12 protein-coding genes are annotated in these 13,605 nt (G+C 61.0%); 7 read left to right on the plus strand and 5 right to left on the minus strand.

The features are described 5' to 3' along the window. Window positions 1-26: 26 nt before the first annotated feature. The 4 genes from GQ39_RS00685 (at window position 27) to pdxH (ending at window position 5,799) form a co-directional block, all read left to right on the plus strand. Complete coding sequence (locus GQ39_RS00685; protein ID WP_047526452.1) at window positions 27-2,540, plus strand: beta-galactosidase; 2,514 nt, start codon at window positions 27-29, stop codon at window positions 2,538-2,540. Between the two features lie 236 nt (window positions 2,541-2,776). After that, a complete protein-coding gene (locus GQ39_RS00690) occupies window positions 2,777-3,922 on the plus strand; it encodes a serine hydrolase domain-containing protein (protein WP_047526454.1) in 1,146 nt (381 codons plus the stop codon). 113 nt (window positions 3,923-4,035) lie between these two features. Continuing rightward, the gene (locus GQ39_RS00695; protein ID WP_047526455.1) at window positions 4,036-5,127 is read left to right on the plus strand and encodes an OmpA family protein; all 1,092 of its coding nucleotides are present in this window, start codon (window positions 4,036-4,038) and stop codon (window positions 5,125-5,127) included. Window positions 5,128-5,151: 24 nt separating this feature from the next. Next, entirely contained in the window at window positions 5,152-5,799 is a 648-nt protein-coding gene (gene pdxH / locus GQ39_RS00700) for a pyridoxamine 5'-phosphate oxidase (RefSeq protein WP_047526456.1), read from the plus strand. A 4-nt stretch (window positions 5,800-5,803) separates the two neighbouring features. On the opposite strand, the gene GQ39_RS00705 is transcribed toward pdxH, so the two are convergent. Beyond that, complete coding sequence (locus tag GQ39_RS00705) at window positions 5,804-6,040, minus strand: hypothetical protein (RefSeq protein WP_047526457.1); 237 nt, start codon at window positions 6,038-6,040, stop codon at window positions 5,804-5,806. A gap of 167 nt (window positions 6,041-6,207) precedes the next feature. Here GQ39_RS00705 and GQ39_RS00710 point away from each other — a divergent pair, with 167 nt between their 5' ends. Next, window positions 6,208-6,672, plus strand: a complete 465-nt coding sequence (locus tag GQ39_RS00710; RefSeq protein WP_047526458.1) for a glycine zipper 2TM domain-containing protein — start codon at window positions 6,208-6,210, stop codon at window positions 6,670-6,672. A 144-nt stretch (window positions 6,673-6,816) separates the two neighbouring features. On the opposite strand, the gene nhaA is transcribed toward GQ39_RS00710, so the two are convergent. Then, window positions 6,817-8,004 (minus strand): Na+/H+ antiporter NhaA, encoded by a 1,188-nt coding sequence (gene nhaA / locus GQ39_RS00715; protein WP_047526460.1) that lies wholly within the window; start codon window positions 8,002-8,004, stop codon window positions 6,817-6,819. A gap of 249 nt (window positions 8,005-8,253) precedes the next feature. Here nhaA and GQ39_RS00720 point away from each other — a divergent pair, with 249 nt between their 5' ends. After that, window positions 8,254-9,348: a PLP-dependent cysteine synthase family protein gene (locus GQ39_RS00720; protein ID WP_047526461.1), complete on the plus strand. Its 1,095-nt coding sequence runs from the start codon at window positions 8,254-8,256 to the stop codon at window positions 9,346-9,348. A gap of 55 nt (window positions 9,349-9,403) precedes the next feature. On the opposite strand, the gene GQ39_RS00725 is transcribed toward GQ39_RS00720, so the two are convergent. The 3 genes from GQ39_RS00725 to GQ39_RS00735 form a co-directional block, all read right to left on the minus strand. Then, complete coding sequence (locus GQ39_RS00725; RefSeq protein ID WP_047526463.1) at window positions 9,404-11,017, minus strand: NAD(P)/FAD-dependent oxidoreductase; 1,614 nt, start codon at window positions 11,015-11,017, stop codon at window positions 9,404-9,406. A 95-nt stretch (window positions 11,018-11,112) separates the two neighbouring features. Further along, window positions 11,113-11,778, minus strand: coding sequence for a COG3650 family protein (locus tag GQ39_RS00730; protein WP_047526465.1), 666 nt, complete (start codon window positions 11,776-11,778; stop codon window positions 11,113-11,115). A gap of 59 nt (window positions 11,779-11,837) precedes the next feature. Next, window positions 11,838-12,437, minus strand: coding sequence for a short chain dehydrogenase (locus GQ39_RS00735; RefSeq protein WP_047526466.1), 600 nt, complete (start codon window positions 12,435-12,437; stop codon window positions 11,838-11,840). Window positions 12,438-12,542: 105 nt separating this feature from the next. On the opposite strand from GQ39_RS00735, the gene GQ39_RS00740 reads away from it, so the two are divergent. After that, window positions 12,543-13,451 (plus strand): LysR family transcriptional regulator, encoded by a 909-nt coding sequence (locus GQ39_RS00740; protein ID WP_047526468.1) that lies wholly within the window; start codon window positions 12,543-12,545, stop codon window positions 13,449-13,451. Window positions 13,452-13,605: the final 154 nt, after the last annotated feature.

The following is a 13,605-nucleotide window of genomic DNA, read 5'->3' on the forward strand; positions in this document are numbered from 1 at the left end:
GGGTCGTTAGGGAGAATTCCGTTCTCATGATTCGCCGTTCGCTGCGCCAATCGTTACCTGCCGTTTTTGCCCTGTTGTTCGCATCGCCCTTGCTGGCGGCACCCGCCACCCAGCAGACGCTGTTCAACTTTGTGCGCCCCGCCGATGTGGTCCAGGTGACCACTCAGGACGCCAACCTGCCGCAATCCAACGCCGAGCAAACCGCCGAAGGTGAAGTGCTGCGGCGGGTGACGTTCAACCCGGTCGCTCGCCCGACCTTGCGGTTGACCCCGCAGACGGGGGGCTGGGACTGGTCGCAGTCGGGTTTCATGAGCCTGCGGGTGCAGAACGCCATGAATTGGGCGCTGACCCTGTACGTGACCATCCAGAGCAACGATGGCAAGACGCTGGTCAGCCGTGTCGATCTGCCGGCCGGCCCGGCGCAGACCCTGTTGGTGCCGTTGCAGCCGACATCGCCGTTGAGCCTGGGCATGAAGGCTGGGCCGCCCATGCCGATGACGGTCGACGGTCAGCGCATCCTGCTGGCCAGCAGCGCTGGTGAGCTGGATCGTGGCCAAGTGGTGGCGGTGAGTGTGTCGATGGACCAGCCGAAAGTGGCCCAGAGCATTCTTGTGGAGCGCTTCGGTGTGCAGGACGCCGAGGCCGTGACCCAGACCGTGTATGGCGCCTTGGTGGATGCCTACGGTCAATCGACCCGGGCCAAATGGCCGGAAAAGGTCAGCAGCGATGAGCAACTCAAAGGCGCCGCGGCCAAGGAACAGCAACAACTGAAAACCTGGCTGGCGGAACGTGAGAAGTCGCCCCTGGACAAATTCGGAGGTTGGACCAACGGTCCGGCCTTCAAGGCCAGCGGTTTCTTCCGCACGGAGAAACGCGACGGTCGCTGGTACCTGGTGACCCCGGAAGGGCATCCGTTCTATTCGCTGGGGGTCAACACGGTTACCCCGGACGTCAATCAGACTTATATCGCCGGTCGTGAATGGATGTTCCAGTCCCTGCCCAAGGCCGGTGAGCCCCTGGCCAGTCACTTCGGTGAAGGTGACACCCGTGGCGGCAACGGCGTTGATCAGGGCCGGGGCTTCAACGTCGGGCGCTGGTACGACTTTTATGGTGCCAATTTACAGCGCCTGTATGGCGACCCTTGTGCTCTGGGCAGCGATACCAAGGCCGGCGTCGCCGCAGCGGCCAAGGCTGATGCGGCAGAGGCCACGGCGGAGAAGGCCGCCGAGCCACCGGTTGTTCCTTCGACGGCCGAATCCGGGATTGCCGAAGCGGCCAAGACCGACGCCGCAGACGCGACAGTCGCGAACGCGGCCGAGCAAAAACCTGCCGAGCCCTGCAAAGCGACCTTCGATGAAAAGCGCTGGGCCGGTCATACCCTCGACCGTCTGCAAGCCTGGGGCTTCAACACCATTGGCAACTGGAGTGCGCCGGCACTGGGCAACGCCGATCGTGTGCCATACACCTTGCCGCTATCGATCGTCGGCGATTACGCGAGCATCAGCACGGGAACGGACTGGTGGGGCGGTATGCCCGATCCGTTCGACCCGCGTTTCGCCATGGCCACCGAGCGCGCCGTGGCCATCGCCGCTCGCGATCACCGCGACGATCCTTGGCTGATCGGCTTCTACGCCGACAATGAACTGGCCTGGGCCGGCCCCGGCGACGATCCGAAGGCCCGCTACGCCCTGGCCTACGGTACGTTGAAAATGACCACCGACGTGCCGGCCAAACGCGCGTTTCTCAAGCAGCTGCGCGATAAATACCGCAACCAGGAAGGCCTGTCGAAAGCCTGGGGCATTGATTTGCCGGCATGGGAACTGATGGAAGACCCCGGTTTCGAGCCGCCGCTGCCAAGCGCCGACCATCCGGAAATCGAGGCCGACTTCAAATACTTCCAGAAGGTCTTCGCCGACACCTACTTCAAGACGATCTCTGATTCGCTCAAATGGCACGCACCGAACCAGATGCTGCTCGGTGGCCGCTTTGCCATCAGCACGCCAGAAGCCGTGGAGTCCTGCGCTCAATACTGCGATGTGCTGAGCTTCAACATGTACACCCTGAAACCCCAGGACGGTTATGACTTCGCGCAACTGAACAGCCTCGACAAGCCAGTGCTGATTACCGAATTCAACTTCGGTTCGACGGACCGTGGCCCGTTCTGGGGCGGCGTAACGCAACTGGCGAAGGAAGAGGACCGGGGCCCGGCCTACGCGAACTTCCTCAAGCAAGCGCTGAGCGAGCCGTCGATCGTCGGTGTGCACTGGTTCCAATACCTCGACCAACCCGTGACCGGGCGTCTGTTGGATGGCGAAAACGGTCATTTCGGTCTGGTGGGGATTACCGACCTGCCATTTCAGGGCTTTGTCGACAGCGTGCGCAAGAGCAACCTGGCGGCCGTCGATCAATTAGGCAAAGAGGCTGAAAAGGCGGGCGCCGAGGCCGATAAACAGAAACACGACGCCGAAGGCGGACGCAAGGCCGAGGCCGGTAAAGGGCCGGGCAAGGCTGCCGGCGGGCATTCTGGCAAGGGGCACTGAGTCCTGACACACCGTGTCATCGTTCATCGCGAGCAGGCTCGCCCCACATTGGATCTCAATCGTTTCATAGGTCCCTGTGGGAGCGAGCAGGCTCGCGATGGCGTCTGTAAGGACGCCGGAAAAATCTGATCACTTCCAGGGGCGATTGACCGCCCGGCCCGACCCTGTTCCCAAATCCCTCAAGGGCTGGAACAATGCGGGCCACTTTGTAGAACGCTTGTCCGGGGGAGTTGCGGGTGCAGATTCAGGGTTATTACGAGCTCAAGTTCGAAGCGGTACGCGAGGCCTTCGCGGCATTGTTCGACGATCCGCAGGAGCGTGGCGCAGCGCTGTGCATCCAGATCGGCGGCGAAACCGTCGTCGACCTCTGGGCCGGCACCAGCGACAAGGACGGCGCGCAAGCCTGGCACAGCGACACCATCGCCAACCTGTTTTCCTGCACTAAAACCTTTACTGCCGTCACTGCCCTGCAACTGGTCGCCGAAGGCAAGCTGCAACTGGATGCGCCGGTTGCGCGTTATTGGCCCGAGTTTGCCGCCGCCGGCAAAGCGTCCGTGACGTTGCGCCAACTGCTCTGCCACCAGGCCGGTCTGCCGGCGCTACGGGAATTGCTGGCACCCGAAGCCCTTTACGACTGGCAAACCATGGTCGACGCCCTGGCTGCTGAAACACCGTGGTGGACGCCGGGACAGGGGCATGGGTATGCGGCGATCACTTATGGCTGGCTGGTCGGTGAATTGTTGCGCCGTGCCGATGGGCGCGGGCCGGGTGAGTCCATCGTGGCGCGGGTCGCCAAGCCTTTGGGGCTGGATTTCCACGTCGGTCTGGCCGACGAAGAGTTTCATCGCGTGGCGCATATCGCCCGTGGCAAGGGCAATGTCGGCGATGCCGCTGCCCAGCGCCTTCTGCAAGTGACCATGCGCGAACCCACGGCCATGACCACCCGGGCGTTTACCAACCCGCCTTCGATCATGACCAGCACCAACAAGCCGGAATGGCGGCGCATGCAACAACCCGCTGCCAATGGTCACGGCAATGCCCGTAGCCTGGCCGGGTTCTATGCCGGTCTGCTCGATGGCAGCTTGCTGGAAGGCGAAATGCTCGACGAACTGACCCGCGAGCACAGCCTTGGCGAGGACAAGACATTACTGACCCGGACCCGTTTCGGTCTGGGGTGCATGCTCGATCAACCGGACGTGCCCAACGCGACGTTCGGCCTCGGCCCGCGAGCGTTCGGCCATCCGGGCGCGGGCGGTTCCATCGGTTTTGCTGACCCGGAGCACGATGTCGCCTTCGGTTTTGTGACAAATACACTGGGGCCGTACGTCTTGATGGATCCGCGCGCACAAAAGCTTGTGCGGGTACTGGCCACTTGTCTGTAAATCATGCCCAAGGGTTCCGGAGTTGGAACCCGAAAGCCTTTTCAGTTTCGAATCATCTGTTTATGCGGGCCAACCCGGCCTGATTTTTATGACTTCATTTTTGTGGATATCCAATGTCATCCAAACCAACTCTCGCTTTGGCACTGTGCTTCGCTATAACCGGTTGTGCACAGACTCCTAAAAATGATGCAGACGGCGGTAGCTGGTGGCCGTTCGGTTCCTCCGACAAAGTCGCAGCCAAAGAGCCTGCTCCGGCGCCCCTGAAGCCTGCCGTCAGCGCTCCGGTGGCCAAGACTGAAAGCAGCAGCCATTGGTACTGGCCGTTTGGTTCCGATGACAGCAGTGACAAATCTGCAGCCAAACCGGAAGTAAAACCTGAAGCCAAGCCTGTCGCTGTGGCCAAGGCTGACGCCGATTCCGGTGGCAAGTGGTGGTGGCCGTTCGGTGGCAAGGACCAGAGCACCGCCAAAGTCGTGCCGATGCCGGACCCGAAAGTGACCCAGGCCTGGCTCGATGACTACGAACCGCGCCTGCGCGAAGCGATCAAGGGCAGTAACCTGCAACTCGAACGTCGTGAAAACGTGCTGGTGGTGACAGCGCCGGTCGAAGGCTCGTTCAACCCGGATCGCCCGGCGATGCTGCTGCCAGTGACCCTTGGCCCTTTCACCCGCGTGGCGAAAATCCTTGAAGTCGATTCGAAGACTGCCGTACTGGTGCTAGGCCACAGTGACACCTCGGGTGCCGCACCGGCCAACGTGAAGTTGAGTCAGGAGCGTGCACAGGCCGTGGCTGCGATCTTCCGTCTCAGTGGTCTGCAGCGTGATCGCCTGATGCTGCGTGGCATGGGTGGTGAAGCCCCGCGTGCCGCCAATGACAGCGTTGAAGGTCGCGCCTTGAACCGTCGTGTAGAGCTGCTGGTCACTCCGCAGAACACCATGGTTGCACTGCTGAGCAAGTACAACATGCCGGCCCCGGCGCCAGTGACGATGGTTGCGGCGCAAGACGTCAAGCCAGTTGCCAAGCCAGTGACCCCGGCACCTGCGGCCAAGAAAGCTGCGGTTCCAGCGACGAAAAAAGCGCCGGCCAAGAAAGCCGCCGCCAAGAAGACGCCAGCTAAAACAGCGACTCCAGCGAAAAAGACTGCACCGGCCAAAGCCGCTGCCGACACGAAAAAAGTCGCTGACGCCGATACCACAAAGAAGTGATTCGTTAACCAAAAGGAAAACGCCATGACCAAGGCTCTGGCTGATATGCGCCGCGACTACACCCGTGATGGCCTGACCGAGGCGCAAGCTCCGGCCGAGCCGTTTGCGCTGTTCCACCAGTGGTTCGCTGATGCGGTGAAAACCGAACAGGCACCGGTGGAGGCAAACGCCATGACCTTGGCCACTGTCGATCAGGACGGCCGACCGCATTGCCGTATCCTGTTGCTCAAGGGCCTGGACGCCCAGGGCTTCACCTTCTTCACCAATTACGACAGTGCAAAGGGTCAGCACCTGGCCGAGAACCCATTCGCGGCCATGACTTTTTTCTGGCCAACCCTGGAGCGTCAGGTGCGCATCGAGGGGCGGGTGGAGAAGGTCACGCCTGAAGAGTCCGACGCTTACTATCAGGTTCGCCCATTGGGCAGCCGCCTCGGTGCCTGGGCGTCGCCCCAAAGCCGGGTGATTGCCGATCGCGCGGAGCTGGAAGCGCTGCTCAAAGATACCGAGCAACGATTCAGCGACACCCAGCCGCATTGCCCGGAACATTGGGGCGGTTACCGTCTGGTGCCGCAGCGCATCGAGTTCTGGCAAGGCCGCCCAAGCCGCCTGCACGACCGCCTCAACTATCGCCTGCAGGGTGCCGACTGGCTTCTTGAGCGTCTGGCACCTTAAGCGCCTACTGGTCGGGATAGCCTGCCGCAGCGGCCTCCAGCCATTGCGGCAGGTCTCGGCGTTTGATCTTTTGCGCGTGAGCGCTCGCCAGTTGCTGGAGCATGAACGCCTTTTTCCGTTCGTCCTTGCCAGCCAGTGCCAGCGCCAGATCGCGGTCCATCCAGCGTTTGATCCTTACGTACAGCCACCAGTGGAAATACAGACCGGCAACCGTAGTGACGACAATGATAAAGTAATCCATGAAAATCCTGGTTCAGTCGCGCAGATCGAGAAATTTGCCACTACCGTGTGATTAATTCGTGAGAATGCCTGTACAAGGCCTGAATCAGAACATTTTTATCCGGGCGATGCCGTGACAGGCGTCAAGCTGCGGAGTTAAATGATTACCCGTCCTTTGGAGTTGATGCTATGCGTAAGTCTGTTCTGCTGGTTGCTTCCTTTTCCACGATGGCGATGTTGCTCACCGGCTGCCAATCGAGCCTGACCGGTGACTCCTACTCCCGTGACGAAGCACGTCGCGTGCAGACCGTCCGCATGGGCACCATCGAATCCCTGCGTCCGGTGAAAATCGAAGGCACCAAGACCCCAATCGGCGGCCTCGCCGGTGCAGCTGTCGGCGGCGTTGGCGGCAGCGCCATCGGTGGCGGCAAGGGCAGCATCGTCGCTGCAGTCATCGGCGCAGTCGCCGGCGGCCTGGTGGGTTCGGCAGCCGAAGAAGGCCTGACGCGTACCCAGGGTGTCGAGATCACCGTGCGCGAAGACGACGGCAGCATGCGCGCCTACGTCCAGGAAGTTCAGCCAAACGAAGTGTTCCGTGTGGGTGAGCGTGTTCGCATTTCCACCGTTGGCGGGACCAGCCGCGTTTCGCACTAAGCCGGAATAAGGTCAAAAGAAAACCCCGATCAGGTGAGCTGGTCGGGGTTTTTTGTTGCGCAAGCAATTACGGATGACACTTGGCCGGGACAGGTTGTGGCTTCAGGGCCACGCTTTGACGGCCTGGAAAGTGGCCTCTGATGTTCAGGAAGGCAACGTAGCGTGCTTGCGACTCGCCATGGCCGTCACCGCATAACCGATCAACGCCGCCAATATCGAACCGGTCAAAATCCCCATTCGATCCATGCCCGCATAGTCGCTGGCGCCCGGTTCGAAGGCCAGGGAGCCGACGAACAGGCTCATGGTGAAACCGATGCCACAGAGAATTGCCACACCCAGCACCTGACCCCAATTGGCGCCCTGGGGCAGGGCGGCGATGCCTGTTTTCACTGCCAGCCAGGTCAAGCCGAACACACCGAGGGTTTTGCCGAGCAGCAGGCCGACCGCAATGCCCATCGGCACGTCGTGGGTGAAGCTGTCGACGGTGACGCCGCTCAGGGACAGGCCGGCGTTGGCAAAGGCGAACAGCGGCAGGATGCCGTACGCTACCCACGGATGCAGCGCGTGCTCCAGGGTCAGCAGCGGCGAGGGTTCGGCATTTTTCGTGCGCAGTGGGATGCAGAACGCCAGAGTCACGCCGGCCAGCGTGGCGTGCACGCCGCTCTTGAGCACACAGACCCAAAGGATCAGGCCGATGATCATGTACGGCCCGAGCTTGACCACGCCGAGTCGGTTCATCGCGATCAACGCCGCAATACAGGCGGCGGCCAGTGCCAGGGACAGGGTCGACAGCGCACCGGAGTAGAAAATGGCAATGATGATGATCGCGCCGAGGTCGTCGATGATCGCCAGGGTCATGAGGAACAGTTTCAACGAGACCGGGACGCGTTTGCCCAGCAGTGCCAGTACGCCCAGCGCGAAGGCGATATCGGTGGCGGTCGGGATCGCCCAGCCGTTCAAGGCCGGTGGATTGTCACGGTTGAGGAACCAGTAGATCAGCGCCGGCACCACCATGCCGCCAATGGCGGCCGCGCCGGGCAGGACGATCTGTGAGGGTTTGGACAATTGCCCGTCGAGTACTTCGCGCTTCACTTCCAGACCGATCAGCAGGAAGAACAGCGCCATCAGGCCGTCATTGATCCAAAGCAGCAGCGGCTTGGCGATTTTCAAGGCGCCGACCTGGGCAACCACGGGGGTGTCCAGCAGGCCGTTGTACAGCCACGACAGCGGGGAGTTGTTGATGACTAAAGCGAGGACAGCCGCAGCGATCAGTAACAGACCGCTGGCAGCTTCCAACTGAAAGAAACGCGTGAAAGTGCTACGCAGAGGCAAGGTCGCTCTCCATCGGTGAATTCAAAAGGTGGGACACCCTAACCCGTACGGTTAGTTGTTAAAACAAAAGTTATATTCTTTTTTGTTATATGTCGTTACAACGCGATTGTCCCGCAAGAACTTGAGCCTAGCAGTTGCCGGGCGTATTGAAGCTCAGCTGTACCTGTGCGTGATGTAGGATTTTTCCTAAGCTGATGGCTGAGGCTTGTGACATGGCCGACTCCTGCCCGATTCCACGAGAAAACCACCATGAGCGACAACCGACAGTGGGCCCGCGAAGCCATCCGGATCATTGAAGCCGACTTCCAGCGCAGCGCCGACACCCACCTGATCCCTTTGCCGCTGCCGGGGTTTCCGGGCATCGAGTTGTACTTCAAGGACGAATCCAGTCATCCCACTGGCAGCCTCAAACACCGCTTGGCTCGTTCTCTGTTTCTCTATGCGTTGTGTAATGGCTGGCTCAAGCCCGGCGCGCCGGTGATCGAGGCGTCCAGCGGCTCGACGGCGATTTCCGAGGCATACTTCGCCCGCATGCTGGGTTTGCCGTTCATTGCGGTGATGCCGGCGACCACCTCCAGGGAAAAAATCGCACAGATCGCGTTCTACGGTGGCCAGAGCCATCTGGTGGATGATCCGACGCAGATCTATGCCGAGTCCGAACGCCTGGCCCGTGAGCACGATGGGCACTTCATCGATCAGTTCACTTACGCCGAGCGCGCCACCGACTGGCGGGCGAACAACAACATCGCCGAGTCGATTTTCCAGCAGATGCGTTTCGAGCAGCACCCGGAGCCGAGCTGGCTGATTTCCAGCCCCGGCACCGGTGGCACCACGGCGACCCTGGGGCGTTACGTGCGTTATCGTCAGCATTGCACCCGCGTGCTGTGTGCCGATGCCGAGCGCTCGGTGTTTTTCGATTACTACCAAAGCGGCGATGCCAGCCTGAGTCTTGACCATGGCTCGCGGATAGAAGGAATTGGCCGGCCACGGGTGGAGGCGTCGTTCCTGCCCAAGGTGATCGATGCGATGGTCAAGGTTCCGGATGCGCTGTCGCTGGCCGCCATGCATTACCTGGCCGAGCGTTTGGGGCGTCATGTGGGCGGATCGAGCGGGACCAACCTGATTGGCGCCTTGATGGCAGCGCAGCAGATGACGGTGGCGGGGGAGGCGGGGTCAATCGTGGCGATATTGTGTGATGGCGGCGAACGCTACGCCACGACTTACTACAATCAAGCCTGGCTCAAGGCCCAGGGGTATGAGCTGACCGGTTTGATCGCGGCGGTTGCGGCGACGGTCGAGCGGGGTGAGCCGTTGCCGGCCAGCATTCTGCGCGCCAATATCTGAGGTCTTTCAAATATCCCAAGCACCCTGTGGGAGCGAGCTCCCACAGGGTGTTGTTCTAGGCTTGCAGGCCGAGAATATCCCGCGCCACGGCTTCGGCGATGCGAATGCCATCGACACCCGCCGACAGAATCCCCCCCGCATACCCTGCACCTTCACCGGCCGGGAACAAGCCCTTCACGTTCAGGCTCTGCATCGACTCGTTACGGGTAATGCGTAGCGGCGACGAAGTACGGGTTTCGATCCCGGTCAACACCGCGTCATGCAGCGAGTAACCACGGATCTGCTTCTCGAACGCCGGCAAGGCTTCGCGAATCGCTTCGATGGCGAATTCCGGCAGGGCCAGGGCCAGGTCGCCCAAGGCAACGCCCGGCTTGTAGGACGGCTCGACAGTGCCCAGCGCGGTGGACGGCTTGCCGGCAATGAAGTCGCCGACCAGTTGCGCCGGGGCCTCGTAGTTGCTGCCGCCCAGCACAAAAGCGTGGGACTCCAGGCGTTCCTGCAACTCGATACCCGCCAGCGGGCCGCCCGGATAATCAACTTCCGGGGTGATGCCTACGACGATCCCGGAGTTGGCGTTGCGCTCGTTGCGCGAGTATTGGCTCATGCCGTTGGTGACGACGCGATTCGGCTCAGATGTCGCCGCCACTACCGTTCCGCCTGGGCACATGCAGAAGCTGTAGACCGAGCGGCCGTTCTTGGCGTGGTGCACCAGTTTGTAATCGGCGGCGCCGAGTTTCGGGTGGCCGGCGTACTTGCCAAGGCGTGCGCGATCGATCAGCGATTGCGGGTGCTCGATACGGAAGCCCACCGAGAACGGTTTGGCTTCCATGAACACGCCGCGGCCGTGCAGCATGCGGAAGGTGTCGCGGGCACTGTGGCCGAGGGCCAGAATCACGTGCCTGGAGTGGATTTGCTCGCCACCATTGAGTTCGACGCCAACCAGTTGGCCGTCGTCGATCAGCACGTCGGTGACCCGTTGCTGGAAGCGTACTTCGCCACCTAGGGCGCGAATCTGCTCACGCATGTTTTCCACAACGCCTGTCAGACGGAACGTACCGATGTGCGGTTTGCTGACGTAGAGGATTTCTTCCGGTGCACCGGCCTTGACGAATTCGTGCAGGACCTTGCGACCGAGGAATTTCGGGTCCTTGATCTGGCTGTAGAGCTTGCCGTCGGAGAACGTTCCCGCACCGCCTTCACCGAACTGCACGTTGGATTCGGGGTTGAGCACGTTTTTACGCCACAGGCCCCAGGTGTCCTTGGTGCGCTGGCGCACTTCGGTACCGCGTTCGAGGATGATCGGCTTGAAACCCATCTGTGCCAGCAGCAGCCCGGCAAAAATCCCGCAGGGGCCGAAGCCGACGACGATCGGGCGTGCGCTCAGATCAGCCGGCGCCTGGCCGACCATTTTGTAACTGACATCCGGTGCCACGTTGACGTTACGGTCATCGGCGAACTTGTGCAGAACCGAGGCTTCATCGCGCAACGTGAGGTCGATGGTGTAGATGAAGCACAGCTCGGAAGATTTTTTGCGCGCATCGTAGCTGCGCTTGAACAAGGTGAAGTCGAGCAGGTCATCGCTGGCGATGCCCAGGCGCTGCACAATGGCAGGGCGCAGGTCTTCATCGGGATGGTCGATCGGCAACTTGAGTTCGGTGATTCGTAACATGACGGGATCCGGTTCGCGGGGCGCACAACTGCGCCAGGGCGTTTGAAGCGGGCGATTATAAGCCTCAAACGCCCGGTCCCGTGAGGCAAAAACGATCAGTCGTTGCGCGATCCGCCGAAATACCCGCAACCACGTTGAACCTGCCCGTCGATGCGCAACTCGGCACTCATGTGCTGAATACTGCCGGTGCTGGCGTCGACGCAGCGTTGTGGCGCGACCCACAGTTCGATGTGCTGATTGTTGGCTTCGGTGCTGAGATTGAAGCGGCCATCGCCCAGTTGTTCTTCTACGTAGGGGACGGCGAGGGGAGGCTGGCCTGCACGGCCGATGACCATGCCCTTGCCGCTGACGTTGACGTTCCACTCCGGAGAATGGCCGGCCGCGCGCAGGATCAGCCGTTTGAAGTTGGGGTCGTCACAGGCGTTGCCCGAACGCTCGACGCGGTACAGCGTTTCCAGGTCGAACTGACCGTCGCCGCTGCCGGGAACGATTCGCCCGCGCACGTCGGCGAACAGCTTGCCCTGGGCGTCGGCCAGGCTGGCAGCCTGTTGCAGGACGCTGGTGCCGCCCGTGTCGTTGACTACATAACGACGCTGTTCGCCGCAAGGCTGGAACAACAGCTTGCCATCGGCTGCGCTCAACTGGCCCTGCAGGCGGGTCTGGCCGACATGGGAGGCGCTTTCACGCGAGCCATCGAGTAACTGGCACGCGGCGAACAGCGGAAGCAAGGCAACGAGGACGAGGGAACGGGCAACACGCATCTTGGGGTCTCCTGACAAGTGCCGCCACGTTACTCAGCCTGACCGTTCATCACAAGGCTTTAGCCCACGTGAATGGTCTGGCCTGTCTGCAGGCCTTCCACGCTTTTCGCGTAGGCCAGTGCGACATCCGCCGCAGGAACCGGTTTGAAGCCACGGAAGTACGGCGCGTATTTGCCCATGGCTTCGACGAGCACGTTCGGGCTGATCGAATTCACTCGCAGGCCGCGTGGCAGTTCGATGGCGGCGGCGCGGACGAAACTGTCCAGTGCACCGTTGACCAGCGCTGCCGACGCGCCGCTACGTATCGGGTCGTGGCTGAGCACGCCAGTGGTGAAGGTGAACGAGGCGCCGTCATTGGCGTACTCGCGACCGATCAACAGCAGATTGACCTGACCCATCAGTTTGTCTTTGAGGCCGAGGGCGAAACTCTCTTCCGTCATATCGGCCAGCGGTGCGAAGGTCACGTTACCGGCGGCGCAGATCAGCGCGTCGAATTTTCCGGTCTGCTCGAACAGTTTGCGAATCGACGCGCTGTCGCTGATGTCCACCTGAAAATCACCGCTCTTGCGGCCGATACGAACGATCTCATGGCGTTGAGACAGTTCCTTGTCGACCGCTGAACCGATGGTGCCGCCTGCGCCGATCAAAAGAATTTTCATGGTGCTGATCCTCGATTGGGTTGAATGAGACCTCAGTTTAGAGTGGTTTTTTACGTTGATAAGCGCGCTAATAGGCAACCTTTGGTTTTCAAATGGAAACAATCCATGAGTGAAATGGATGATCTCGCGGCGTTCGCGGTACTGGTCGAGGCGGGGAGCTTTACTTTGGCGGCGCAACAATTGGGTTGCAGCAAGGGGCAATTGTCCAAGCGTATCAGTCAGCTGGAAGCGCAGTTTTCCGTGGTCTTGCTGCAGCGCACTACACGGCGCTTGAGCCTGACGGCTGCGGGCGCTGCCTTGCTGCCGCAGGCGCAGGCGCTGGTGGTGCAGGTCGAGCGGGCGCGTCAGGCATTGGCGCGACTGAAGGACGACATGGCCGGGCCGGTGCGCATGACGGTTCCGGTTTCCCTCGGGGAAACCTTCTTCGACGGTCTGTTGCTGGAGTTCTCCAGCCAGTACCCAGAAGTGCAGATCGAGTTGGACCTGAGCAATAACTATCGCGATTTATCTCGTGATGGCTATGACCTCGCGGTTCGCTCGGAGGTGGCTAACGATCAGCGTCTGGTGGCACGCCCGCTGTTGGCGTGGCACGAGATGACCTGCGCCAGCCCTGCGTATCTCGAACAATATGGCGAGCCGCTGACGCCTCAGGCATTGGCCGATCATCGTTGCCTGCTCAACAGCCACTACAGCGGTCGCGAAGAATGGCTGTATCACCAGCAACACGAATTGTTGCGGGTACGTGTGTCCGGGCCGTTTGCCAGCAACCATTACAACTTGTTGAAGAAGGCCGCCCTGGCCGGGGCGGGTATCGCGCGTTTGCCGTCCTACTTGCTGCCGGCGGAATTGGCTGACGGACGTTTGCGCTGGCTCCTGCGCGATTACCAGACCCGGAGCATGCCGATGTACCTGGTGCATCCGTATCAGGGTGGGCTGCCCAAGCGTACGCAAGTGTTGTCGGATTATCTGATTGGCTGGTTCAAACGCAGTGGGGAGGCGTTGGATCGACTGTAGGCGCGAGCTTGTTTCGGGCGGTGTTCCGACGATGGTCGTCAACCATGACGAGGAATGTTTCGATGAGCGCTGCACTCTCAGGTTCTTCGCGAGCAAGCTCGCTCCTACAGTGGATCTTCATGGTTCTAGAGGTTGGCAGGCATAAAAAAACGGC

It is taken from the genome of Pseudomonas sp. 11/12A (assembly GCF_000800055.1).
Lineage (GTDB): Bacteria > Pseudomonadota > Gammaproteobacteria > Pseudomonadales > Pseudomonadaceae > Aquipseudomonas > Aquipseudomonas mohnii.

Bases quoted from the DNA above. Each gene is read 5' to 3' on its own strand.
- GQ39_RS00685 (WP_047526452.1), top strand. From the start codon at position 27: ATGATTCGCCGTTCGCTGCGCCAATCGTTACCTGCCGTTTTTGCCCTG.
- GQ39_RS00695 (WP_047526455.1), top strand. From the start codon at position 4,036: ATGTCATCCAAACCAACTCTCGCTTTGGCACTGTGCTTCGCTATAACC.
- pdxH (WP_047526456.1), top strand. From the start codon at position 5,152: ATGACCAAGGCTCTGGCTGATATGCGCCGCGACTACACCCGTGATGGC.
- GQ39_RS00705 (WP_047526457.1), bottom strand. From the start codon at position 6,040: ATGGATTACTTTATCATTGTCGTCACTACGGTTGCCGGTCTGTATTTC.
- GQ39_RS00710 (WP_047526458.1), top strand. From the start codon at position 6,208: ATGCGTAAGTCTGTTCTGCTGGTTGCTTCCTTTTCCACGATGGCGATG.
- GQ39_RS00720 (WP_047526461.1), top strand. From the start codon at position 8,254: ATGAGCGACAACCGACAGTGGGCCCGCGAAGCCATCCGGATCATTGAA.
- GQ39_RS00725 (WP_047526463.1), bottom strand. From the start codon at position 11,017: ATGTTACGAATCACCGAACTCAAGTTGCCGATCGACCATCCCGATGAA.
- GQ39_RS00730 (WP_047526465.1), bottom strand. From the start codon at position 11,778: ATGCGTGTTGCCCGTTCCCTCGTCCTCGTTGCCTTGCTTCCGCTGTTC.
- GQ39_RS00735 (WP_047526466.1), bottom strand. From the start codon at position 12,437: ATGAAAATTCTTTTGATCGGCGCAGGCGGCACCATCGGTTCAGCGGTC.
- GQ39_RS00740 (WP_047526468.1), top strand. From the start codon at position 12,543: ATGAGTGAAATGGATGATCTCGCGGCGTTCGCGGTACTGGTCGAGGCG.